The sequence below is a fragment of the Microcoleus sp. w2-18bC1 genome, from assembly GCF_036700365.1.
GTDB lineage: Bacteria > Cyanobacteriota > Cyanobacteriia > Cyanobacteriales > Microcoleaceae > Microcoleus.
Genome location: NZ_JAUBOS010000007.1, coordinates 54,992 through 79,852, shown reverse-complemented (window position 1 = coordinate 79,852; position 24,861 = coordinate 54,992). Strand labels below are relative to the sequence as shown.

The 24,861-nt window shown below is 44.5% G+C and carries 16 protein-coding genes; 4 read left to right on the top strand and 12 right to left on the bottom strand.

The features are described from left to right. Nucleotides 1-62: 62 nt before the first annotated feature. The 12 genes from QT979_RS06920 to QT979_RS06865 form a co-directional block, all read right to left on the bottom strand. Nucleotides 63-341 carry a hypothetical protein gene (locus QT979_RS06920; RefSeq protein WP_333308879.1) on the bottom strand — a complete coding sequence of 93 codons (279 nt, stop codon included), beginning with the start codon at nt 339-341 and terminating at the stop codon, nt 63-65. 50 nt (nt 342-391) lie between these two features. Beyond that, entirely contained in the window at nt 392-1,771 is a 1,380-nt protein-coding gene (locus QT979_RS06915) for a hypothetical protein (RefSeq protein ID WP_333308877.1), read from the bottom strand. Between the two features lie 65 nt (nt 1,772-1,836). Next, nucleotides 1,837-2,691, bottom strand: coding sequence for a tetratricopeptide repeat protein (locus QT979_RS06910; protein ID WP_333308875.1), 855 nt, complete (start codon nt 2,689-2,691; stop codon nt 1,837-1,839). Between the two features lie 87 nt (nt 2,692-2,778). Continuing rightward, nucleotides 2,779-3,567, bottom strand: coding sequence for an SAM-dependent methyltransferase (locus tag QT979_RS06905; protein WP_333308873.1), 789 nt, complete (start codon nt 3,565-3,567; stop codon nt 2,779-2,781). Between the two features lie 252 nt (nt 3,568-3,819). Continuing rightward, the gene (locus tag QT979_RS06900; RefSeq protein ID WP_333308871.1) at nt 3,820-3,933 is read right to left on the bottom strand and encodes a hypothetical protein; all 114 of its coding nucleotides are present in this window, start codon (nt 3,931-3,933) and stop codon (nt 3,820-3,822) included. A 311-nt stretch (nt 3,934-4,244) separates the two neighbouring features. Next, on the bottom strand, nt 4,245-5,525 hold the full coding sequence (locus QT979_RS06895; RefSeq protein WP_333073645.1) for a glycosyltransferase family 4 protein: 1,281 nt from the start codon (nt 5,523-5,525) through the stop codon (nt 4,245-4,247). A gap of 158 nt (nt 5,526-5,683) precedes the next feature. Beyond that, nucleotides 5,684-6,412 (bottom strand): class I SAM-dependent methyltransferase, encoded by a 729-nt coding sequence (locus QT979_RS06890; RefSeq protein ID WP_333308869.1) that lies wholly within the window; start codon nt 6,410-6,412, stop codon nt 5,684-5,686. Nucleotides 6,413-6,550: 138 nt separating this feature from the next. Beyond that, nucleotides 6,551-11,887: a glycosyltransferase gene (locus QT979_RS06885; RefSeq protein ID WP_333308867.1), complete on the bottom strand. Its 5,337-nt coding sequence runs from the start codon at nt 11,885-11,887 to the stop codon at nt 6,551-6,553. 42 nt (nt 11,888-11,929) lie between these two features. Further along, nucleotides 11,930-13,450 carry a methyltransferase gene (locus QT979_RS06880; RefSeq protein ID WP_333308865.1) on the bottom strand — a complete coding sequence of 507 codons (1,521 nt, stop codon included), beginning with the start codon at nt 13,448-13,450 and terminating at the stop codon, nt 11,930-11,932. A gap of 15 nt (nt 13,451-13,465) precedes the next feature. Continuing rightward, nucleotides 13,466-14,878: an ABC transporter ATP-binding protein gene (locus QT979_RS06875; protein ID WP_333308864.1), complete on the bottom strand. Its 1,413-nt coding sequence runs from the start codon at nt 14,876-14,878 to the stop codon at nt 13,466-13,468. Nucleotides 14,879-15,012: 134 nt separating this feature from the next. Continuing rightward, nucleotides 15,013-15,864 (bottom strand): ABC transporter permease, encoded by an 852-nt coding sequence (locus tag QT979_RS06870; protein ID WP_333308862.1) that lies wholly within the window; start codon nt 15,862-15,864, stop codon nt 15,013-15,015. A 239-nt stretch (nt 15,865-16,103) separates the two neighbouring features. Then, nucleotides 16,104-16,241, bottom strand: a complete 138-nt coding sequence (locus QT979_RS06865; RefSeq protein ID WP_333308860.1) for a pirin family protein — start codon at nt 16,239-16,241, stop codon at nt 16,104-16,106. A gap of 1,126 nt (nt 16,242-17,367) precedes the next feature. Between QT979_RS06865 and QT979_RS06860 the strand changes: the two genes are divergently transcribed. From QT979_RS06860 to panD, 4 genes are all read left to right on the top strand, one after another. Beyond that, entirely contained in the window at nt 17,368-19,032 is a 1,665-nt protein-coding gene (locus QT979_RS06860; protein WP_333308858.1) for an ABC transporter ATP-binding protein, read from the top strand. A gap of 70 nt (nt 19,033-19,102) precedes the next feature. Beyond that, a complete protein-coding gene (locus QT979_RS06855; RefSeq protein WP_333308856.1) occupies nt 19,103-20,248 on the top strand; it encodes a hypothetical protein in 1,146 nt (381 codons plus the stop codon). A gap of 233 nt (nt 20,249-20,481) precedes the next feature. Continuing rightward, nucleotides 20,482-24,288 (top strand): amino acid adenylation domain-containing protein, encoded by a 3,807-nt coding sequence (locus QT979_RS06850; RefSeq protein ID WP_333308854.1) that lies wholly within the window; start codon nt 20,482-20,484, stop codon nt 24,286-24,288. A gap of 68 nt (nt 24,289-24,356) precedes the next feature. Next, nucleotides 24,357-24,857 (top strand): aspartate 1-decarboxylase, encoded by a 501-nt coding sequence (gene panD / locus QT979_RS06845; RefSeq protein WP_333308852.1) that lies wholly within the window; start codon nt 24,357-24,359, stop codon nt 24,855-24,857. Nucleotides 24,858-24,861: the final 4 nt, after the last annotated feature.

The window sequence follows — 24,861 nt, the reverse complement described above, 5'->3', positions numbered from 1 at the left end:
AATATCAATCTACTTTCTAAAAGTGTAGACAATTATGAGCGGTTTGACTTCAATACCACATCTTACTCAGAGTCAGGTTTGGGGTCTGACGGTGGAGAAGGAGGAAAAGGGTCTGGATCTGGCAAGGGATCGGGGCCTGGATCGCTAGTGGTAATGGCAAGTGAAATTAGTTCGTCTGCAAAGAACGCTGCAATTTTAGCGGAGTCTTTGCTCGTGATCGCAGTTTGCTCAGCTTCAGATAAACCTACCTCGTTCATTAAGGAACTGGGGTTATTGATGAAAACACTTTGTTTCTTGGGGTCAAGTGCTAGATCTGTTAATAGATGAAATAGTTGGCTCATGATCTATCCTCCTAATATTTAAGGTAGTGAATAATGAAGAATGTCAGGGTTTACATAGTGTTTGCCTGTAGCTTGCCTCCCTGATAAAAGCTATCTAAATTTACCTTTTTAAGCAAAACCTCGTATGCTGTAAGCCTTTCTTTATCCGAATGTACTGGAGTTTGGTAAACCCTTTCCCAGGTGTAGTAAGGATTGATTGCCTGGGAAAGCAGTCTATAAGGCTCTGGTGCGCCAATATCTTTGTTGTCAGCCAAAACGTATCCTAAGTCACTAAGCAAGAAAAGAACAATAGTACAAGTCTGCGTCAGTGCATAATTTTTCCACACCCATAATTGTGGGTTTCGATCAAGATCCTTATCAGGGTAGTCTATCACATCGTTTAAAATCAGCTTGGCTAATTTATGTTCTTTCCCCGCTTCCTTAGATTTGTCGCGGATAGTTTCCAAATACTGAGGATCGACTCGATCGACCTTAATTAGATTTCGCAATACCCTTTGACAAATTGTAGAAAATTCTGACTCTCCATATTCAAAAAATTTACTTATTTTTTTGTTAAGCTTGTCAAGATCCTTTGGTTGTATGCCGCCCGGTTGTTCTTTCTTTTGGTGAGCTTGAATTACGGTGAAAATTAACTGAGCAATCAATTCGTTTGGTTGAACTATCAAGGCTTGTTTGGCAAATGCGAGCGCCCTACCATAGTGCCTGTCTTTCTTTTGTATTTCGCTTTCTCTCTTGGTCATATAAAAAGACAGTAGTGCATGTTCGTGAAGATTTACTCTCCTGGTTTCTAGGAAGGGAACGGGAGAAGGAGAGTTTTGCAAAACCCCTATTTCCGGAGCTATTACTGTTTCTACTTCTAAATCCCAGTATGAATCCTCATATTCTTGAGCCAATCTGTAAACTGTTGCTCGCATACCCCATGCCCAAGCGTATGTAGGCATAAGTTCAAGCGCTCTGTTAAGACAATTCAAAGCGTCTTCTTTACTTTGCTTATCTATCAAATTTCTGCTCAGCCCTACTAGATCGGAAGTCATTTTCAGACGGTAGGTTGCTCCCAAATGAGCTAAGGCCCACGCATAGTTGCTGTCTTCTATTTTTTCAGCATCAAGCGCCCATTTAAAATGTTCTATAGCTTGTTCAATATCTTCCTTATTCCGATTATTCGCAATTGCCTGGAGGCGGTAATTTTCACCTAGCTGTGCGTGAGCCCAGAAATAATTATTGCTCTTTTTGATCGCTTCCGTTAAGTAATCTTCTGCTTTGCCATAATCCATCACCTCACCGTAAATTGCTCCTAGATGAGCATAGACCCAAGCATTGTCTGGATACTTTTGCAGGAGTTGTTCAAAAATCTCGATCGCCTGTTCGTAAGCCTTTGACAAGCGAAGAGTTTCTGCTTGTTGAGCCATCATCATATCGCTGATATCCATCTGCATAAAATTCTCCTGAAAAGACACTTGATGTTTAATTACTTGAATTTTTTTTTCTCAAACACTTAACTAGCGAGTAATGCCTGAGTTCTCGGGTCGTCCCGCCAATCCAACCAAGCTGGATCGTGACCGACTAACTCAATGGCTTCATCATTGATCGGAATAGCTTCTCGCAAATATTGCCATGCTTGTTCGCAGTTACCTGTCAAGATTGCTAAACCGCAGAGTCGGTAGAGAAGATCTCCCCGATCGCCTGTCTCCCATTGAGCAAGCAATGCTGTTCGCGATCGCTCGATTTCGCTTGCTGCTTTGTCCACTCCTTGCCAACGCGCTTTAGATACTGCAATGCAGTACAAAGCTGTCGTGTCATCAGAAACCTGTTGCAACCTCTCTTCGCAACAGGCGATCGCCTCAGAATATTGACCGTCATAGCAAAGGATCAACCCTTTCTCAATTTGCCAATTTTTTACAAATATGGTTCTGTCAAGGGCGATCGCTCGCTCGAAGTCAATCAGAGCTTGATCGTAGCTTTTAATCAAGGCATAGACGCGGCAGCGATAAGCGATCGCCCAAACGTAATCCGACTGACGCTCAATTGCTCGATCCAAGTCAGCCAGCGCCTTTGGGTAATATGCTTCTCCCAGAAAGCGGTAGGTTACGCCTCGATGTGCGATCGCCCAATTATAATCAGGGTTCAGTTCAATGGCGCGGTTGAAATCTGCGAATGCCTCCTGATAGCGTTTCATCAAATAATAGGTTTCGCCCCGGTGTGCGATCGCCCAAGCATTGTTAGGTTCCAACTCGAGCGATCGGTTGAAATCATCTAACGCAGCTTCAAAATTTCCCGTCAGCCGATGAGTTTCACCCCGATGAGCCAGAGCCTTCCCATCGTCAGGATTTTCTTCTATATAAAGCGACATTACCACATTTTTTCTCCTCTAACACATACACTTTTTATCTGCTGGACAAAGAATGTAGTTTTTACTACATTCTCTTGGCAAAATACATTAACTTTCCTTAACAAAAGACATACCCAACCGTGCCATCATTTCACTGTCTACAGGTGCAGACGCTTGAGGCGGAACATAAAGTGTCGAAACTAGAGTAACACGACTTTCAGCCAGTTTGGACACAGGAATATGCTGGATAACTGGCTCGCAAACCGGGTAATAAACTGCTGCTTCGTAAACAATTACTTCGTGGTCAGAACCATAGTGCATTTCTAACACTTCAGTTAACACCTTTAGACCGCGCAATTGAATCTCTTCTTGATAAAAACCCAGATTGCCGATCGTCGCAATCTGCCACAAAATTAAAGCACTGGTCGGGTCAAATTTACGCCCCCGAATCAGAAAATCTGTCGCTTCAAAACTTTGACATCCGTTGCGTCCTGGGTCAAGACCCAAGTCAGCAAATAAGCAATCTTCGGCTGAAATTCCTGGCAACATTTGCGCCCGAAAGCCTTCGTGACGCGCCTGTTTAATCGCTTCATGGGTGGGGTAAGCGAAAACACCGGGATGACCGTAAAAAACTGCACAAACATTCAACCCCTGACGAACTTCTGCCAAAATGCGATCGACCATCTCCCGGTATGTCTCTCTGCGCCGCTGATTGTTGGTATTGTAAGGCAAGGCTTCTGCGGTGGGATTGAGTGTCTGTAGCCATTTAGCAGTAACAGGATCGGCTACGGCGAACAGAACTTTGTCAGCTTGCTCGATCGACGCCTTCGCTGCTAAGGTCAGATGACCAACTAATTGAATTCCCGTCCCGACAACAGTTAAAGAGCCCGTTTTCAAATGTAACTTCCTCCAAGCGATCGCAAAATGTGTTTCAGTTATGGTAGTAACGCAAATTGCTAGTTATATAATTAAAGCTGCTAAGAGGTAAGTTGTTACGCTCTTTTAGCTGTTATTGCAGCTCGGATAAAAGCACAGCAAGCAAAAGAACGTAGCATGATACAAATGACAACTTATCGTTGCTGGCTCGGTATTCCTGAAAAGTCCGATCGGCTGCTACTTCAAGCGATCGCCAAAATACTGCCCATAAAACTAGCAACTCACCGTCGCGAGATTGGCTTGTAAATTTACCAACCCCATACTTTCCCACTTAAATGCCTCCACTACATCCAATTCTACAGGTGTGCTGCTTTTTACCACTCGCATGAATGCTGCCAGCAACTATGGCTCCATTTCGGTTCATTTAAGCTCGATCCGCCCTAGCCCCCCTCCTTAAAAAAGGGGGGGACAAGAACTTACTCTTGCGTCCCCCAACAATCAGCAGGGCGGTTTCATTCTCACCAAAATCGGGATTTTGACTCTTGTAGTGCCAAGAATGCCTACCCTCCCACAGACGATTTCACGGCGTTTCAGACATGGGGGCAGCCCCTACAAGAGAATGAAACAACCATCTCCTGTGCGAATACACCGCACAGGAGATGTTGTGAACCGGGGTTTAGTCCTGACCAACTTTATTGCTAAATTCTCACTGCAAAAGATGCTGCTAATTCCCGTTCTGGTTCCATACCAACTGTAGGCGGCATGGAACGATTTGCTACTTGCTCAATTAGTTGTAGATGTTGCGGCAGCATTTTAGCTAAACTGTAGCGTTCTAGGGCGGTTTGACGGGCTTTGATGCGAATTTCTGCCATGCGGGTAGGATGGTCTAAAACTTCATCAATGCGATCGGCTACTTGTTTCGGTGAGAAGTAATCGACCAGCAAACCGTTCTCTCCATCGCGGATAACTTCTCTGACTGGCCCTGTGTCGGAACCGATTACTAAACATCCGGTTGATAGAGATTCAATCATAGACCAAGATAGGACAAAAGGTCTGGTCAAATAAACGTGTACGTCGGATGCTTGAATTACTTTTAGATACAGTCCGTAAGGTAGGGGCCCGACAAAGTGAACTCGCGACAAATCTAGGGGTACTTTTTTGAGCATATAGTCTTTGTAAGACTCGCCGTTTGGTAAAGAACGCCCATAACAAACTCTTTCTGAACCAACGATTACGACGTGACAATTGGGGCGGCGTTCTTGTACATAGGCGATCGACTCAATGAATTCAGGAAAACCCCGGTAAGGTTCCATTCCCCGCGATACGTAGGTGACAATTTCATCAACGCCAGACAAGTCTAAGTTAGGCAAAACCAGTTTAGCACCGGGGTCTGGTTTGAAGTAATCGGTATCTACGCCGTCGTGGAGTGTGGATAATTTTTGTTGTAATTCTGGCGGAAATTGCGATCGCTGCCAATAAGTTGGTGATAAACCCCAATCGCAAGAATATAAATCGATCAAAATCGGCGCATTTTTGATTCTAATTCTGGCCATATCGTCAACTGTTAAAGGTTCCGCTGGGTCAAAATCTGCGTCGGAACCAATAGCATGATAAAACCACTCGAAATAACACAAAAGTGGCGTATTTGGAAAAGCTTCTTTGACAAATAATGTCGGCCCCCAACCGGAATGTCCGCAGATAATATCGGGTACGAAACCGTCTGCTTTGAGTTGTTCTGCCATTCTAAATACGGCTTGTCCGTAGATGACGGCACTTTCTAAAGGGCGGACGTATTGGTGAGTCTGCGCGTGGGGTTCCCGGCTGGGGGTAAATGCTGCTTTGCGAACGCCGGGAATGTTCCACTCTGGGCGCTCGTTTTTAGTACCGAAAACAATTTGATTTTTGGGATCTGCGCCTAAAGCCGTGATAATGTGGCGGTATTGGGCGGGGAAGTTGGGATGGAGAAATAATGCTTTCATTGTCAGTTGTCTGTTGACTGTTGACTGTTGACTGTTGTCTGTTGACTGTTGACTGTTGACTGTTGACTGTTGACTGTTGACTGTTGACTGTTGACTGTTGACTGTTGACTGTTGACTGTTGGAATAAAATATTTTGATTCTGCTAAAAAGCTTTGGTTTTATTCATTGGGGGTTGGTGCTTTGCAGATCCAGACGCAATCTCGCGGTACTGAAGATGTATTTTTCAGGATGATTTGATAGTTTAAATGATGGAGAAATTTTTCCATAATTGTATCAGTCATAACTGAAAATGCTGTGCCGTCTCTGTGCCCTAGTAAGTTTTTGTCCCACTCGCTGGCGAATTTTTGCCACCCTAATTCGGTAAAAATATTTGTGTGGTGAAACACGCAAATTCGATCGCCCCGCAGCAGTTTGGGAATTCGAGTCAGATAGTTGAATATATCTACCGGCTCTACGTGTACCATTGTATCGTAACAAAAGCAGACATCGGCTGAACCTGGGGCGATGCCGTCTAATGTTAAACCGTCGAGTTTGACGTAAGAAACACGATCGTCTCCCAAGCGCGATCGCGCCGCTTGCAGCATTTGACTGGAAATGTCGGCACAAATTAGTCGATCGCAATATTTCAGCAGCAGCGAACCGGTTTTTCCGCCGCCGATACCAATTTCTAAAACCCTATGTTCTTTTTTGATATACGGCGCAATAAATTGCTGTTCGATCAGCGCTTCGTATTCGGCTAAGGAGTTGGCTGCACCGGCAGCTTTACCTATCCATTCGTCGCCAATATGGGCAAGTTCGGCAGTAGTTTTTTGCCACTGTTGGGCATAACTGTCCCAGGCCCTTTCATAATCTACTCTTGGGCGATCGGTCATTTTTTCATCGTTCATTTTTGATTATTTTATAGTATTGATGGCTCAATTTCCAATATGTTCCGCAATTCTTGGCAAATTATATTAAATCCTGCCAAAAGTTTAGGAGGTGAGTTACTGCCCTTCACTGGCGGGGACACTGGCACTGTAAAATGACTAATGACGGCTGAAATATGCTTCGCAGAAAATCGCTGCATAAGCTTGAGTCATTTCCTCAAAAGTATTAAGTGAAGCCAAGACATATTTAGCATTTTCAGCTAACTGCTGGCGCAAAGATTTATCCTCCAATAAACTAATCAAAGCTGCAACTAATTCGTCCGGGCGATCGGGCGTATAAAACAAACCATTAATTCCCGGCCTCACTTGTTCTTTAATCCCAAAAACTGGCGATGTAACAATTGGCAAATCGCAGGCCATCGCCTCCAAAATCACTCTTGGAAAACTTTCGACGCGAGAAGTGCAAACAAAAATATCAGCCACCTTGTAATATTTTCCCGTCTCCCCAGTTTCCGGGACTACTGTCACCCTTTGCCGCAAATCTGCTGGCAATTCCCCCACCAACTCGGCTAATTTATTGCTGTAAATACTAGGGCGATCGCCCACAATAAAACACCTAATTTTATTGTGCCATTTGTCAGGCAAAAGTGAAAGTGCCTTAACTAAATCCTGCTGGCCTTTGCGTTCGCATACCGTTCCCAGCAGCAAAAGTACCACATCTTCTGCTGCAACACCTAAAGTTTTTCTAGCCAATTCAGAGTTTTCCGAACTTTCCAGTTTGCTCAAATCTAAGCCGTTGTGAATCACGGTAAAATTGTGGTGGCTGTTGAGAGGTAAATACCTGTCCCGCGTTGCATCCGCCACAAAAATCACTTTGTAAGGAAATCGAAAACACTCTAAAGCTCTCGCCGCAATCTCCGAACCAAACCTGTTAAAATAAGTTTGCCAAGGTTCGCTTTCGTGCACGTTCCACACTGTAGGAATTCCGATTTGCCGCGCGGCATCAACTACAAAAAAGTTTTCTAAAGTATTGGCATAAATTGCATCTACTTTTAAACTTGCAATTTCTGTGCTAAAACTGCAGATAGCTTCATCGTAAGCATCGTGCTGGTAGATGTGTTCGAGAGGATTGTCGCGCACAATTACTTCAATTCCCTGCTGTTCGTAAGCTTGACGCAGGGGCCCGTCTGTTACGCAAAGTACGATCGGCTTAACCACACCCTCAGCCGCCAATTTCACTGCAATTTCGTACTGATGCAGCGGTGCACCCGTAAAATCTAGCGAATTGCTGCACATCAAAACTCTGATAGGATGAATCAAATTCTCTGCTTTTGCTACCAACAAACCCGAATTATTAAATTTTACTTCTTCATTATTGGTTACATCCGTTACATCCGTTACATCCGTTACAAAATCCGTTGCCGAACCTTCTTCTTTCATAAAAACCCGTCGAGGTTGAATATGAAAATACTCATCTTCTAAAGACAAATGAGGACTGTAAAAACTGTCATTTTTGCCCGCATACTTACGTCTAAAAGCCGCCACTTCTTGAGGATTGTCGGTAAAACCCCTAGAAGTTCCCTCTTTGTGCAACAACTCCGCATCAGGACAATATACGCACCGATAACCCCGTTCTAACAGTCGGTATCCATAATCTGCATCATTGTAAGCAACAGCAAAATTCTCCTCATCAAAACCGCCCAATTCTAAGAACAATTGACGCGGAGTAATCGTGCAAGCGGCTGTTACCGCAGAGTAATTTCGCGTTACCATCGCTTGAGAAAGATACCCTCGATTTTCGCTGTTCATCAGCTTAAAAGCGTGACCAGCCAAACCGTGATGCAGCCCGTGAATTATACCCGCGTGCTGAATTCTGCCGTCTGGATATAAAAGCCGCGCGCCGACTGCACCCACGCCTGCGATTTGAGCGTATCCCACCATTTGACTCAGCCAGCGCGGGTTAATTACTTCAGTATCGTTGTTCAAAAACAACACATATTCGCTGTCAACTTGTTCGGCAGCGCGGTTGTTAATTGCTGCAAAACTAAACTTGCCCCCAGGATTTTTTATCCGCAAAACTTGGCAATTTAATTCCTTTAAGTATTCCAGAGTTTTCTGGTCGTCGCTTTCGTTGTCGATAACGGCAACTTGATAATTTTTGTAGGTTGTAGTTTCTAGAGAATCCAGACAAGCTTTCAGCAACTTTAGCTGATTTTTAGTAGGAATAATCACCGTTACTGATGGGCCGTTATCAGGGAAATCCTGGGCAAATATGCCCAAATTTTCTTTAATCGCCCATGCGTGCTGAGCGACATTACCGTTAATTTGGCGGCGGTTTAGTGCGTCTTGAATGGCTTTTTGACCTGCGGAAAAACTGGCGGGTTTCGCGGCCCCAGATATGGCTGTAGAACCGGGTGCGGTTCGCCAGTGATACAGCACTAGCGGCAGGTGGGCGACGTGACGAGAAATTTCGGTGGCTCTCAAGGCAAAATCGTAATCTTGCGAGCCTTCAAAACCTATCCGTAAACCGCCTATTTGTTCAAAAATATGTTTTCTCACGGCGCACAAATGACCGAGATACATATAGGAAAGCAGCAGTTCCGGCGACCATTGCGGTTTGAATTGCGGGGCGAATCGGCGACCTTTAGTGTCGATTTTGTCGTCGTCGGAGTAGAGAAAATCGGTGGCTGGATGCGCGGCAAAATATAGGGCAACTTCGCCTAATGCGTCGGGAGTGAGTTCGTCGTCGTTGTCTAAAAATAGGATGATGTCGCCTGTTGCGAGGGCGGCGGCGCTGTTGGTTGCTGCGCTGATGTTGCCGTTTTCTGTGCGAAATGTGATGCGGATACGATCGTCCTTTTGAACCCAGCTTTTCAAAGTGTCAGCGACAGTGAAATCGGTGCTGCAATCATCGGCAATGCAGAGTTCCCAGTTTGGATAAACTTGATTGATTACGCTGTCGATCGCACTTTCTAAAAAATCTATCTGTGGGTTGTAAACTGGCATTACTACCGAAATTTTTGGCAGCGGTTCCCGGCAGGATTTTAACCGAGAAATCAAGTAATCGCGCGCGCGATCGTTCCACTGATTCACCTCCAGCCAAGCGTCATACCTATCAATTGGTTTAGGCACCACAAAACCCGCAGGTGGTAGTAAATCTCCCGGCGCAGTAAACTGTTTTTGCTGCCGATAAATCTTCCCCAACTGGCGGAGCACTTTCACAATTTCCCAGGGCAAGGGCACAATTCTACCAAGACGCTGTTTTCTTTCCCTCGCCCGCTGCTGAATTGCGGCTGTAAACCTTGATAACTCCTCAAACTTATCTGCACTCCGCTGCCAGATATGGTAGCGCCGCACTGTCAATATTTTAGGCGCTTGAAAAGACAAAATCTCCCCGGTTTCTAACTCAGCTTGCAGAGAAACGTGCCATTCCCCTGGCGGCAAATCCACAAGTACCTCAAAACCGCTTTCCGAACTGTTAACCCAGTCGGGAAAAACTTCGCCGACATCTTTTCGCCGTAAACCGTAGGCGCATTCTACAGAATAATCGCCGCACAATAAGCTTAATTTAGCAATTTTGTGATCGTGGTGGCAGCACCAACCTGCAAACAAAATTTGACCCTGACGCTGTTCCCACACCACCGGTACATCTAACGATGCTTGAATCGTTGAAACTAACAACGGATAAGCTGCCAACAAATGCCATTTACCTCGATCGTCTTGCGCTTCCAGTAGCACTTCGTGCCGTCCGGCAGGCGCTTCCAATTGAATTGTAAAACCTGATTTCTTCGCATTCGGAATATTAGAGTGTGCTAGCGCTATATCACTTCTATCTATGCCGTAAACGCCTGCGAAACTATGATCTTTAATTCTGGCGCGGACTGCTGTAGTCTCTCTTTTTTGGTTAAAAACCCAGCCGACAATTAGCAGGTTGGAATCACAAACTTGCCAAGTAGTGGGTTGATCTAACGAAAAAATAAATTTAGGGAACCAGTCGCGGATTTTGCACTGAACTTCCCACAACTTTTCTCTCGATTGCCACCATATTGAAGACTTAATTATAGCAAGTTCTGCACGAAAATTTTCATTTTCTTGGCGGGAGTGTTCTAATTTTTCCTGAGTTTGACTTTGTGATCTTTCTAACTGAATTAAATCAGCTAACTTTTGCTGCAATATAAATTCAGCTTCTTCAAATTGTACCTGAGTTTGCCCTAATTCTGCTTCTAATTCTAATACTTTTGCTAAAGCTATTTGAAATTGCGATTCTTTGCCTGCAAGCTGTACCTGAGTTTGTCCTAATTCTGTTTCTAATCCGAGGAGTTTCGCTAAAGCTTCTTGAAATTGCGATTCTTTGCCTGCAAGCTGTACCTGAGTTTGCCCTAATTCTGCTTCTAATTTTAAGACTTTTGTTAAAGCTTCTTGAAATTGCGATTCTTTGCCTGCAAGCTGTACCTGAGTTTGTCCTAATTCTGTTTCTAATCCGAGAAGTTTTGCTAAAGCTTCTTGAAAATTTGATTCTTTGCCTGCAAGCTGTACTTGAGTTGCTCCTAATTCTGTCTCTAAGCCCAACACTTTCGCCTGGGCCTGGTGAAATTGTTCTTGCCACTGTTTGAGTTCGGAAGAGCTAGTTTTTTGCTGTTTTTCCAGCAAGCGGATTTTTAGCCAATCTTCAAATGGCCAGACTGGAGATGCTGGGAAATGAATAACTTGATCGATCGCACCTTTCGATTCGCTGCTGAGATTCCCAGCTTGGGTTTCCAAAAGTTTATAGAGTTCTAATGCTTCGGGAAAATATTTTTCTATTAAACTTGGTCTGTGACTTTTGACAATATCGTTGACTAATAAAGATTCTTCAAAATTGTCGCCCGGTATCGCACCTAAGTTAACGTTAAATTTTTCGTTGACTCGATCGAGGAAAAGTTCAGGAGTGTTGCCGATGGGGTAAACGTTGGCTAGGAGACAGCGATGGGGGAAACGTTCGTAAAGTTCTAAAACTTTTTGATTGTAGTGAATCCACATTTTTACTGCCATTTCGGGATTTTGCAGCAAGCTGACATCGGTTCCCCGGCGGTAAAGGGAATCGACTACCTCCCAGGGCGATCGATAAACACAGATAAAATTAGCTTCGGGGAGTAAAGTCAGCCAAAAATCCCAAAAAAGGGCTGTTCGCGGGTCTTTCCAACCCCAATGTTTGTGAGGAAGTTGATTTTGGTCGATCGCCCTTTTGGCGATTTCCACGTATTCCGCTGCTACCGGAATCGTTTTTTCAAACGTACATCCGAGTTCATCAATACCGTGCGATCGCAAAACACTTTTGTGAAACTCCACAAAATCAACATTCTCGAAATGACCTTTCACATTTCCGTCGGCCGGGCCCACTAACTTTTTGCCAATATCAACCCCGACTTTCTGAAACAAAGAAGCTGTTAAAGACGTACCGGAACGGTGCATTCCGGTAACAATAAAAACCGACGGTTTGCTGTCATTTGTACTCACAATTTATCTCCCTCGCCCTAATTCCCACACCAAATTTACTCCCTACTCTCCCGCTAAGCCCAGGGATTGCCTCACTTGAAACCACGCGCTTCTCAGCTTCCAGAACTTGCTGCTTTCCATTGCCAAAACCCGACACTTCGCTTGCTCTAGTTCTTGCTTAAGATTAATTAGCTGATTTTCTGTTTTCTCCAACTGCGTTTGCACAGATACTAACTGATTTTGAGTTTGCTCCAATTGCATTTGAGCTGAAACTAATTGATTTTGAGTTTCTTGCAAAATTGTTTGAGATTCTTCCAACTTTGTGTGAGTGATCATTAACTTACTTTGATTTTGATCCGATTCTATCCTAGCTGACTCTAACTGAGTCTCAAGTAATTTGAGTTTTGTCTGAGTAGAACCCAACAAAGACTGCGATTGTCTTTGGTTAACCAGCGATTTAACAGTGCAAGTTTCCAGAATCCATTCCCAACCATAGTTATTGATTGCTTTGACTATTAACACATCCTGCAACCCTACAGTGTTTTTGGGTAAATAACAGCTCCACCCCGACTGCAAAGCCCCATTAGTTTCAAAATATCCAGCCACATCCGGGCGATCGTAAAAAGGCTCGCACCTCTGTACCACCTCACCGTTTACCAGCACTTGCAGTTCCTCAATTCGACCGTCGAGATTCACATCAGCTACCCATCCTTCCAGATACAAATTTTCCTTATTCGTAAAAGCAGCAACATCAATATATCCTTCCGGGTGATGATTGAATTTCAACTCCGAAAAATCTCTAACTAGCTCATTTGTGACCACATACAAATCCTGAAATCTGCAGATGCCTTTTTTGATACGGTGAACAAAAGCTTTGCCTCCGCTAACTCGCTCGACACATTCTCTCACAAACTTTTCAGTTACATAAGTTGTGCCGTATTCCTCCTTATCTAAAGACTGGCTTTCGCTTTGAGGACTAAACAAAATACCATTAGCCGGCATTTCTATATTGGCTAGGCGCAAACACTCATCGTGAACGCTGAACATTAAAATGCCGTTAGGAGTCAACAAATCGTACAAATTTTGCAACCAACTTGTAAAAGTTCTTTCCGGCATATGGCTGAAAAAAGAATTAGCCAGAATGCAGTCAAACTTGCGGTCAATTAAATAATTTTCTGGTTTTCCAGTTGAGACAATACCATTGACGCCCAAGTATTCAGTTTGAAACTTAACCGCATTAGCATAAATGTCAGAAACCCAAATTCGTTCCGGCGGTATTTCCTGAATCAAAAACCTGGTAAATCGACCGTAACCGCAGGCAAAATCTAGAAAAGAAGGTACATTTTCAAAACTGCCAAAATGCCATTCCACAACTTGTTTAACCGTATCCAAGATGCGACGCCCGATCGAATAATAGCGCACCAAAGCCCGATCGCGATCGTCTTTGACGTTGTTCAAGCTGAACAAATACATTTCATCGTCTTCGCAGATATTCAGTTTAAATTTTTCGGGAAACTTAGCTTGATCTTGAATAAATGCTTTGATTACGGAATTTTCTACTAAATCTAAATTGATATCGCTCATTGTTTTTACAGAATTTTAGATAACCTCTGTTGACTGCTCTTTTACTAGAGCATCAGCATTAACAACAGTTAAACACGGTTCGATCAGCAAGTCAACGATGCCGTTACCGCAGGACTCAGTACAAGACTGAACTCTAAACATCGCCACATCAACGCAGCGATCCAGATAAGTTAAATCTCCATCTACCGTTCCCACAACCCCAGCATTCAGAAAATAAACACCCGGATTCAGCAAACATTTAAAATGAAACTTCACTACAATTGTCGTTCCCGCTTCCACATACCTAACTGACTGAGTAGAAGCCTTCAAAGAAGCACCCGCCAACTCAAAACCACTAATTGTTTTAATCAACATTCCAAACCTAACTTTGGAAGTTGACCGGGAGAAAGTGACAGAGTAAGTATAAATATAATCTTGACGACCGAGCAAGTGATTTACCACATTCCCCTTCAGCGTCTCGATGTGGGGGTTGATAATTTCCGCTCCACGAGACGGATACCTTACCGTATTCGACGGTATCATCCCCGGATCGTAAAATTCATCGTAATATTCCTGGGGTTTAGAGAGATGGTGATCCGGTTTAACTTCCCTCTTTGTGCTTTCTAAATTAGCATCCTGAAGCTGGTCTTGACTTTCCTGTTTTGTCAGTTGGTTCAGGGCTCGAATATCTGACTTCAACCCCAAAACCTGATCCGGATCGGCATAAATCAGCTTTTGATACTTAGAAATTACCACCTTCGGCGTGTGAGCGAGCAGCAATTCACCGCTATCCATTAAAATCGCCGAGGTACAAAGTTGCACCACAGAAGTAGCAGCATGAGAAACAAATAAAATTGTTCCGCCACCTTCCTGAATGCTTTGCAAGCGGGCAAAACACTTGCGTTGAAAAGCTTCGTCGCCCACCGAAAGCGCCTCGTCAACCACCAAAATATCTGGCTCGACGCTAGTCGCAACGGCAAAAGCTAGCCTGACAAACATACCACTAGAATAAGTCTTGACTGGCTGTTCAATGAAATCGCCAATATCAGCAAAAGCAGCTATATCGTCAAACTTTTCTTCAGTTTCTTTTTGATTAAATCCCAGTAACTGAGCGTTAAAAAATACATTTTGCCGCCCGGTAAATTCCGGGTTAAACCCGCTTCCGAGTTCCAACAAAGCGGAGACTCTGCCTTTAACATCGACGCTTCCTGTTGTAGGAGTCAGCGTCCCTACAATTATTTGCAGCAGAGTGCTTTTCCCCGAACCGTTGCGGCCGACGATTCCCAGAGTTTGTCCTTGAGGGATTTCCAGATTGATGTCGTGTAGGGCCCAAAATTCGTCAGCAAGTTTTTTGCTGGGGTAAATAATTTCCTTTAAGCGGTCTCCTGGACGATCGTACCGCTTAAAGCATTTGGAAACATTTTTTAGTGAAATTACATTTTCTGTCATTGGCGGCAGTCAATCGATTTTAGATTTTAGGTTTTAGATTTTAGATTGACTTGAAATCTCAAACATATTTACAGCACAATCGATTTTAGATTTTAGATTTTAGATTTTAGATTGACTTGAAATCTCAAACAAATTTACAGCACGTCAGCAAAAGCGGGACGCAAACGCCGGTAAACCGCCAAACCTCCACAAAATATAGCCGCAGAAATTAGCGTGGCGACACCCCATTCTCCCCAATGCTTAACTTCTCCAAGCAGTATGAGGTCTCGATAAACCTCCGAGATGGCGGCCATTGGATTCAGCCAAAATATCCACACTCGCCACTCTTGGGGGATGATTGATGCTGGGTAGACGATCGGCGTCAAATAAAACCAAAAATTTAGAATAACACCTAATGTCTGAGGAATGTCTCGCAAAAATACAGTCAAGCCCGCTGTCAAATATCCCAAACCCGCAGTTATCAGTAACTGAGGTATCCACACTAGCGGCAGCAAGCATAAAGTAGCGTTGAGCTTTTGCGACGACACTGCTACTATCACAATCAAAGCTGCTAAACCCAGAGAACTTTCAAGAAAAGCTGTAAAAATCGGCACTAGGGGCAATAAACCGAGAGGAAATACCACTTTTTTCACTAAATTCGGCTGCCCCACCACGGATACTCCCGACTTGATCAAACCGCTGGTGAAGGCAGTCCAAGGCAGCAAACCGGCAAACAACCAGACTCCAAATGTAATGTCGCTGTTTTCTGGGAAGCCTGCAAGGCTGAGCTTTACCTTGAGGACGATCGAAAATACGTATGTGTAAATCACCAATTGCGATAGCTGATTCAGCAGCGGCCAAAAATTTCCCAGAATCGAGCCTTTGTATTGAGCTTCCAAGTCCCGGCGCACCAATGTTGCCAGCAGATTCAGCTTCGCCCACCGCCGGGGCGTATTTGCCGGCCGCCGGCCGCCCAGCCTTCGGACCTTTTGGGCAACTCCTTTCACAGTTCTCTGCAATTTTTTCGCCCTCGTTCACTACCTTCACACCTAAATCAACTCAAGCTACAATTGTGCAGCTTTTGTTAAACCGCAATTATTCCACAGCCCCGCCGCTTTGATCAAGCATCTGCCACCCTGGCTTTGGCTTCTTCTTTCGGCGTTGCTGATTTACGGTATGAAAGACTAAATATGCAAATCCTAGAAACCATTATCTACAAAGCTTCTGAATTTTCAACTTATTTTTTTCATACCCTGATTAAGCAACGCCCTTCGTGTTCATCGGGAAGTGCCACCCAGGTTTGGATGCCGTGCAGGATGGCTTCTTTACGGAGCTCGTCCTTGGGCGTGCGTTCGGAGTGGACAATGCCTCGCCCTGCCGTCATCTAGTTCACCGCACGCCTGACGGATTTCTTGAACACTGCCGACACTAACGACTAGCAACAAAGCGAAAAGTTAGGAAATTAAAGAAATCAGGCTACTTACTAAGAGACAAGTTGTGATATAGCGTGCAACTTTTTTTTGCCGATATTCACCTAAGCTGAGCTCGATAGATTATGTAAGATCCGACTTTTCCGACTTTACGATCCGACTTTTCCGACTTACAAAGGCAGGGGAGGGGAAATATTATAGAGATAAGATGCGTCTCAAAAGCTGTGGAAGCAATTAATAGCCTTTCATAACTTTTGAACGATACAGTTATAGTCAGGGTTTAACGCTACAAAAGCGGGTTCTACTTAATTACTGACCTATTGTTTACAGTGGGCGCGATGATCGCACGTCGATCGTGAAATTACGGCTATTGTTTAGCTCGTAATTTACAGAATAGTGCGTCCATCATTTTTATATCAGTAAATCCTCTATGGACGGAGGGATATAAGGATGTACCAATTATCTCAAGAACGATTTGCTCTAGAAGTGAATGTAAATTGTGGCATTTCTTCTCAACCTTTTTCTAAGTTACTCAGGCCCAAACCAGGAAATGTTGAATTTTTACCTTCCATGACGTTTCCTTTACACAAGTTTTATTGATTTCCCTTGACAAGCATCTATCCAAAGAATTAAGCTAAGTATGTCGAGAGATAGATGACAAATAAACAAACAGAGGGATAAGGCTTGCAAAAAGATTAAATTGAGTCTACAGAGGGTAGTAGCTCGAAAAATCCGAGTATTACTGCTGCCAAGGCATTCAAGAGCGGACGTATGGGTGCAATAGCAGCGTCCGGTAAGAAATTTCGTACTGAGCCAACTTTTTGAAAGGTGCCGAAAGATTTGGGAGGACAATGGGTGCAGTTAGCTGTCTTCCAAGTGAAAGTGAGGGTTCGACCCACACAAAAGCAATATAGCGTGTCTAAATAATTCTGTGATTTTTTCTAGGAACAATCCCCCGTTTGGTTGTCCCAATCACTCCGAGATAGGTACTCTTGGCACTACCCCTATCATATCTATTTAGATAAATGATTTAGGCTCGCTATAATACGGACAAATATTACCCATTTATGTCAAAGCCCAATGCCTTTTTTGAAGTTTGTGAGGGTAATTAATAAATATATTGCTCCTTATAGATGGCTAGCTATCTTCCTTTGTAGCAGTCAGATTTTTGAGGCAGCATTTGAATCAGCAATGAGGATCAGCTTCAAGTTTATTATTGATGCAGCCATTGTTCCTCAAAATTATAGTCTTCTGGTTTGGATTTTATTGCTCTTGGGAGGCGGAGCGATTGTATTTATCGTTGTTGGCTTGCTTGGTGATTTTTTATCAGCTAAATTGGGGATTCTGTTACTCAACAACATCCGCTGTTCTCTATTTGAACGCATCCAAAGCCTTTCAATGGAGTTTTTTGGGCGACGTTCAGTCGGGGACATAATTAACTGTTTCCAAGCGGATGCAGAGAAGGTAGAAAATAGTCTCATTCTTGGTTTGCCAGTTGTTATTTTTTGCCTGAGTAACATCCTTTTTTCGGTAATTTTCCTATTTTCCCTTAACTGGCAGTTAGCTGTTCTAAGTTGCATCGGTTTGACTTTCTGTGCAATTGCACCAGCAAATGTTGCCCGTCGTGCCACCAAAGAAGGCTATCATCTGCGGCAAAAGGAAGGACACATCGCCAGCGTAATCGAAGAGAATCTGCTCTCCCAACCCGTTGTCAAGATATTCGGTCTAGAAAAACGAGTCTCAAAAGATTTTTCTGCCCAGTTGAATGACTTGAAGCGGGTTTATGTCCGGGCGAAGTTTCTGTCTAGCTTAGTGCAAAGAATTCCCAGTCTCGCTTTTGTCTTAGTGCAGTTGGTTATTTTGAGTCTTAGCGCGGTGATGACCTACAGGAATTGGATTTCAGTAGGGACACTCGTCTCGTATCAGGTTCTATTGCTCGGTTTACATTCAACTATCCTCAACTTTACCTGGGGGCTGCCTTATTTAATCGATGGAGTGACAGGACTGCAACGTATCAATGATATTTTGGCGGAAATCCCTGAAGTTCAGGAAGCACCGGGTGCGATTGATTTGCCACATTTTCAGAGTGATATTTACTTTGATAATGTTAGCTTTAGCTACTCCAAAGATAGAGGCGGGGTGAAAAATCTATCGCTGAAGATTCGCCAAGGAGACTTTGCGGTATTTGTCGGTCAGAGTGGCGCGGGCAAAAGTACGATTGTCAATTTGCTGACACGATTTTATGACCCGGATAAGGGACGCATTCTGTTGGATGGAGTTGATTTGCGCGACTGCACTATACGCTCACTGCGTTCTCAAATTGGACTGGTTTCTCAAGAGGTGATTTTGTTTAATGGCTCAGTGCGGGAAAACATCCGCATGGGCTATCTGGAAGCGAGTGATGAAGAGGTAGAAGCCGCAGCGAAAGCCGCAGAAATTCATAATTTTATTTTGACTTTACCTCAAGGTTATGACACTCCTGTTGGCGACAGGGGGGGACAGCTATCAGGGGGACAACGGCAAAGAATTGCTCTCGCTAGGGCGTTGGTGAGAAATCCAGCCATTCTGATTCTGGATGAAGCCACATCAGCGCTAGACCCCGCAACAGAAGTGGAAATTATGACAACTTTAGAGCGCATTGCCAAGAAATGCACGGTGATTGTCATTACCCACAAAATGGCTCATGCGTTGCGTGCAGATGTGATGTTTGTGATGGATAAAGGGTGCCTCGTTGTCAGTGGTTAACCTACGAATTTGATTCAATAAGGAGGAATCTATGCCACAGTTTTGCAACCAATTAATAGAGAAAATATCAATGTTACAAAGATTACCTGTGCTTAGCAGTAAGCTGTTTGTCTGGGTGTTTATTCCCTACCTTATTACAGAACAAGGATTGATTAGTGAAGAATACGATACTCCTACAGGTCGTCAGGAACTGGCAGACGTATTTGCAGAACTCGGCTTGAAGTGGAAGTGGCAACCGCTCACCTTGGAAAATATGCAGGCAGTTGTAGAAGAGGTAGCTGCTTCCAGTAATGAGTATATCCCAGTGGTACTGAACTATTGTGATGGTAATGATGAGATTGATGGCTGCCCTGGTGTTTCTGTTATCAAATTGCTGGAACAAAAAAGCATCATTTTTACGGGTGGAGATTCTAAATTCTACCATCTCACCGCATCAAAAATTTGGATGAAGCGTGCTTTTATTGAGGCGAGCGTAGCTACTGCTCCTTACGAAGTTATTTTAGACTCCAGCCGCGTTCAGGGAGTTTGCGATCGCCTTGGCACACCTCTACTGGTAAAACCAGCACTCGCCTATGGCAGTATCGGAATTTCACTAGAGTCGGTTGTTGAAAGCGATGAACAGGTAAGTAAACAGGTTCAGCGATTGCTGCAAGGGGTACACGAGATGCAGTTTCCGCCGGACAGCATCTTTGTAGAACGATTTATCAGCGGTCGTGAATTTACAGTTTTCCTGCTAGGTGATTCCCAACAACCGGAAAGCCTCAAAATCTATCCGCCGATTGAACTGGTGTTTCAGTCCAGCTTACCTGAAACCCAACAATTTCGGTCTTACGATAACTTCTGGGGCGAACACCTTGAAGAATCTTCATCGTCATCCTCGGAACCGTTTTACCATTGCCAACAGGTAGCTTCGGATTTGAGTGAAAGACTCTGCGATCTCAGCAAGCGTGCTTATTGTGCAATTGGTGGCAACGGATATGCGCGAGTAGATATCCGCATGGACAAAGATTCTCAAGAGCTTTTTGTTCTGGAAGTTAATGCTAACTGTGCCATTTCTTCTATACCTCTGACTGACTTATCCGACCTAAACCAAACCTCTCTTGGCACTATCTTGCATCTGGCTGGTATTCCGTTTGCACAACTGATGTCAGAAATGATCGCTGAGGCTTTTGATCGGCATTCTACCAAGTTGCCTTTTGTCAGTAAAGCAGTGTGAGCTTGTATGGATACTTACGGTCAACGCAGAAGCTTTTCATCCTCATTAAGACATAAGTTATCTTCGTAATGTGTAGGGGTTTATGCAACGATCCGACTTTTCCGACTGACGCCAGAGGAGTTGGGGAATCAGAATGGAGACTCTTGATGCAGTTTTTAAACTTTGATGCGATCTTCTTTCAACTTTAGACAAACAGTGTATTGCAGGATTAACGGCGACTACCAAGAGAACAAATGGCAAATAACATTGATTCATCAACACCTCAACAATTGTGCATTCATCACTTATTTGAGTTTCAAGTAGAACAAACTCCTGACAGCATCGCCGTGATTTTTGAGGGGGAAAGCCTCACTTATAGGGAATTAAACCATCGAGCGAACAAGGTAGCGCATTACCTAATTTCTTTAGGAGTGGAACCGGAAGTTCTAGTTGGAATTGGTGTGGAACGCTCCTTGGAAATGGCGATCGGACTGCTGGGTATTCTCAAAGCAGGTGGTGCCTACGTCCCCCTAGATCCAACCTACCCGCAACAGCGACTGTCCTTGATGCTAGAGGATGCTCAACCACCAGTGCTGTTAACTCAAAAACGGTGGCTAGAAAATCTTCCCCCACACGAGGCAAAAGTGGTTTGTTTAGATGTTGATTGGGAGGAGATTGCCCAATACAGCGAGCAGAACCCTGACATCCGCATGACATCTGACAATCTAGCTTATGTCATTTACACTTCAGGCTCTACGGGGCAACCAAAAGGAGTTCTGATTCCGCATCAAGCTTTAGCCAACCACAGTGTTTCCATCGCCAAGCACTATAATTTGCAGACAACGGATCGGATTTTACAGTTTGCTTCGATTAGTTTCGATGTTGCAGCAGAAGAGTTATTCCCCACCTGGTTAAGCGAGGGTACTGTCATTCTCCGTCCTGATTCTGTAACTCCAACTGTTGCAGAGTTTCAAGCACTGATAGAGCGAGAAAAGCTGACTGTTCTCAACCTGCCTGCTTCTTACTGGCATGAATGGGTATCTGCTTTATCTAGTTCACAGGCGCAATTACCTTCCACGCTGCGCTTAGTTGTGGTTGGTAATGAAAAGGTTTTGCCAGAGCGATTGATGAGTTGGCAGAAAATCGCGGGTAATCGCGTTCGTTGGCTTAATGCCTATGGACTGACTGAAACCACTATTACATCGACGCTTTACGAACCAGATATCTGGAAAGAATTGCCGGATGTCAACTCTGTACCGATAGGTTGTCCCATTGCCAACACCCAGGTTTATTTGTTGGATGAAAACAAAAAGCCTGTGCCTAAAGGGATGACGGGTGAATTATATATTGGCGGTCTTGGTTTAGCAAGAGGCTATCTCAATCGTCCCGAATTGACCGTGGAACGGTTCATCCGCAATCCTTTTAGTGATGAAGCCAATTCTCGCCTCTACAAAACTGGGGACTTAGCCCGTATCGGGAGCGACGGTAATATCGAAATCCTGGGGCGCATTGATAACCAGGTAAAAGTACGTGGCTTCCGCATTCAAACGGAGGAAATCGAAGCAACTCTCAATCAGCATCCACTGGTGCAAGACAGTGTGGTAGTGGCTCACGAAGAAAAATCAGGCAAGCAACGCCTCGTCGCCTATGTCGTTCCCAAATCCAAAAACACTCAGGTAGAACTATGGCCTTGTCCGGGAGACTACCGAGTTTATGATGCCATCCTGTACTATGCCATGACTTATGACCATGTGAGAAATCATAGTTATGAGGTGGCACTTAAAAAAGTTGTTAAGGACAAAGTTGTTGTAGACATTGGCACGGGTAAGGATGTTGTTTGGGCGAAATTCTGTGCCGAACATGGCGCTAAGAAAGTTTACGCCATTGAGATGCAACTTGAAGCTTACGAACAGGCAACGAGTTATGTAAAATCTCTGGGACTGTCAGACAGGATATCGGTAATTCATGGGGATGCCACCCAAGTGCAACTCCCGGAAAAAGTCGATCTGTGTGTTTCAGAACTGATTGGCGCGATCGGTAATTCAGAAGGAGCGGTTTCGATTCTCAATGATGCCAGAAGGTTTCTCAAGGAAGATGGAATGATGATTCCCCAGCGCTGCGTGACTAACATCGCTGCTGTTCATCTTCCTGAAACGTTTGCCAGTCAGCCCCACTTTTCGGAACTATCGGGTTATTACACTCAGCAGATTTTTAACCAGCTCGGAGGGAAAATACCCTTAAGGGTATCTTTCCGAAATTTTCCTCAATCAAACATCATCTCCACTGTAGATGTTTTTGAGTACCTGGATTTCAATCAAGTCTCTAATCCCGAATATGACCGACAGATAAGCCTTACCATCAATCAAAGTGGCCAAATTGATGGGTTTTTGTTATGGCTTAATTTACACACGGTTGAGAATGAAGTCATTGACAGTCTAGCTTATGTCGGTAGCTGGCTACCTGTTTATTTTCCAGTGTTTTATCCGGGTATTGAAGTGGCGGCTGGAGACAAAATTGAAGCCGTTTGTAGCGCTCGGTTGAGTGAAGACCAGTTAAGTCCTGACTATCACATTCGAGGCTATTTGCTCAAACAGAGTGGAGAACGCCTTGAATTTGAATACGATTCTTTTCTCTACAAAACTCCCTCAAAGAGCAACTTGTTTTACGATCGCCTATTCGCTCAAGAGTTGGTGTTAAACGAGCAACCGACTTCCGGAGAGCTATGCGATAAAAGCCTGAGCACCTACTTGAAAGAGCGCTTACCAGCTTATATGCTCCCGGGAGGGTTTACGTTCTTGGAGTCCCTGCCACTGAATTCTAATGGGAAAGTTGACCGCAAAGCACTACCCACTCCAAGGGACAGCAGACGCATTGAACCAACTGCATTTATAGCTCCCCGTGACACTTGGGAACTTCAGTTGGCTCATATTTGGGAAAAGGTGCTGGGTATTCACCCCATTAGCGTGAAAGACGACTTCTTTAACCTGGGCGGTGACTCTCTATCGGCAGTACGCCTGATGCTGGAGATTGAGCAGCATTTTGGACAAAAGTTATCGCTAGCGACGCTTTTTCCCAGTTCGACGATTGAGCATCTGGCAAGCATTCTGCGTCAGGCGACGGGTTCTCTCTTGAGTTCTCCTTTAGTAGCGATTCAGCCAGATGGCACAAAACCTCCCTTTTTCTGCGTTCATCCCATCGGGGGCAATGTGCTTTGTTACCTGGATTTAGCTCGTCATTTGGGTGAAGACCAACCTTTTTACGGTTTGCAAGCGTCGGGGATTGATGGGCAAGGGGAGCCAAAGAGACAGGTTGAAGATATGGCTAGTTATTATATCGAGGCAATCCGCGAGATTCAACCGCAAGGTCCGTATTTGCTGGGAGGTTGGTCTTTTGGTGGAGTGGTAGCGTTTGAGATGGCTCAACAGTTGCATTCGTCAGGTGAGCAAGTGGCGCTGCTTGCTTTGATAGATAGTTCAGCACCCCAGCGTAACAGTCAACCGATGGAGGTTGATACTGCTGCCACACTAGCTTGGTTTGCGAAGGATTTGGGCAGTTATTTTGGAAAGGAGCTTACTGTATCGGTTAGCGCTCTCCAGTCTCTTGCGCCGGATGAGCAGTTGAGCTACGTGCTGGAACGGGCAAGGGCGGTTAACGTTGTGCTTCCTGATGCTGGAGTGGTTGAAATTGGCCGTCTGCTAGAGGTTGTTTTGGCAAATCGTCAAGCTGAGCGCAGCTACACGCCAGTTGTTTATCCAAACCAGATTATGGTATTTCGTGCGGAGGAATTGATTGAGCCAGGAAAATCAGACCCCACAATGGGCTGGAAGCAGTTAACGGACGGTGGAGTAGAGATTCACACAATTTCTGGCGATCACTACACCATTGTCAAGGAACCTCATGTACGAGTTTTAGCGGAACGGCTAAGGAATTTTCTTGAGCAGGCACAGAGCGATCACTCCTTGAGCCAGTTTCCCCATACTCGTCCTCGCGCAACAGGTTCAGGGATAGCTGCACTATCTTCGTGCAGTTCCTATCTGAAAGACGATCACTCCTCAGCCTAATTGGATTCAGGAGTCAGGGGAGCGATCGCAATAACTAAGGACTAACTATGACTACCAAAAGGAGTAATATGGCTACAATCAGACTGATGCACGCTAAACTTCATCGAGTACGTGTGACCGATGCTAAGCGCGATTATGTGGGCAGTATCACCATTGACCAAGAGTTGTTGGAGAAAGTCGGAATACTGCCTCTCGAAGAAGTGGAGATAGTCAACATCAGCAACGGCAACCGTTGGTCAACCTATGCTCTGCCAGGAGAGGCAGGAACGGGTTGCGTCTGTCCCAATGGCGGGGGAGCGCTTATGTGCCAGCCTGGAGACATCCTGATTATATTCTCCTACGAGTGGTGCGATCGCACTGATGTTTTACGCACAGGGCATACAGCGCGAGTTATTGTTGCAGATGAGCAAAATCGCTGTAAAGAATTTTTCCACCAAACCTTAACCCCTAGCGATAACAAACTCCTATTCGACCCTTCGCAAGCCCTTACAGTTAAGAGTGATAGTCAAAGCGCCAGCTTTGATTTGAAGAACTGCTTTCAGCATAGCATCGGCAGTCCGAAACAATAGAATT

Bases quoted from the DNA above. Each gene is read 5' to 3' on its own strand.
- QT979_RS06915 (WP_333308877.1), bottom strand. From the start codon at position 1,771: ATGGATATCAGCGATATGATGATGGCTCAACAAGCAGAAACTCTTCGC.
- QT979_RS06855 (WP_333308856.1), top strand. From the start codon at position 19,103: ATGTTACAAAGATTACCTGTGCTTAGCAGTAAGCTGTTTGTCTGGGTG.
- QT979_RS06860 (WP_333308858.1), top strand. From the start codon at position 17,368: ATGCCTTTTTTGAAGTTTGTGAGGGTAATTAATAAATATATTGCTCCT.
- QT979_RS06875 (WP_333308864.1), bottom strand. From the start codon at position 14,878: ATGACAGAAAATGTAATTTCACTAAAAAATGTTTCCAAATGCTTTAAG.
- QT979_RS06895 (WP_333073645.1), bottom strand. From the start codon at position 5,525: ATGAAAGCATTATTTCTCCATCCCAACTTCCCCGCCCAATACCGCCAC.
- QT979_RS06865 (WP_333308860.1), bottom strand. From the start codon at position 16,241: ATGACGGCAGGGCGAGGCATTGTCCACTCCGAACGCACGCCCAAGGAC.
- panD (WP_333308852.1), top strand. From the start codon at position 24,357: ATGGCTACAATCAGACTGATGCACGCTAAACTTCATCGAGTACGTGTG.
- QT979_RS06900 (WP_333308871.1), bottom strand. From the start codon at position 3,933: ATGCGAGTGGTAAAAAGCAGCACACCTGTAGAATTGGATGTAGTGGAG.
- QT979_RS06880 (WP_333308865.1), bottom strand. From the start codon at position 13,450: ATGAGCGATATCAATTTAGATTTAGTAGAAAATTCCGTAATCAAAGCA.
- QT979_RS06850 (WP_333308854.1), top strand. From the start codon at position 20,482: ATGGCAAATAACATTGATTCATCAACACCTCAACAATTGTGCATTCAT.
- QT979_RS06910 (WP_333308875.1), bottom strand. From the start codon at position 2,691: ATGTCGCTTTATATAGAAGAAAATCCTGACGATGGGAAGGCTCTGGCT.
- QT979_RS06920 (WP_333308879.1), bottom strand. From the start codon at position 341: ATGAGCCAACTATTTCATCTATTAACAGATCTAGCACTTGACCCCAAG.
- QT979_RS06890 (WP_333308869.1), bottom strand. From the start codon at position 6,412: ATGAACGATGAAAAAATGACCGATCGCCCAAGAGTAGATTATGAAAGG.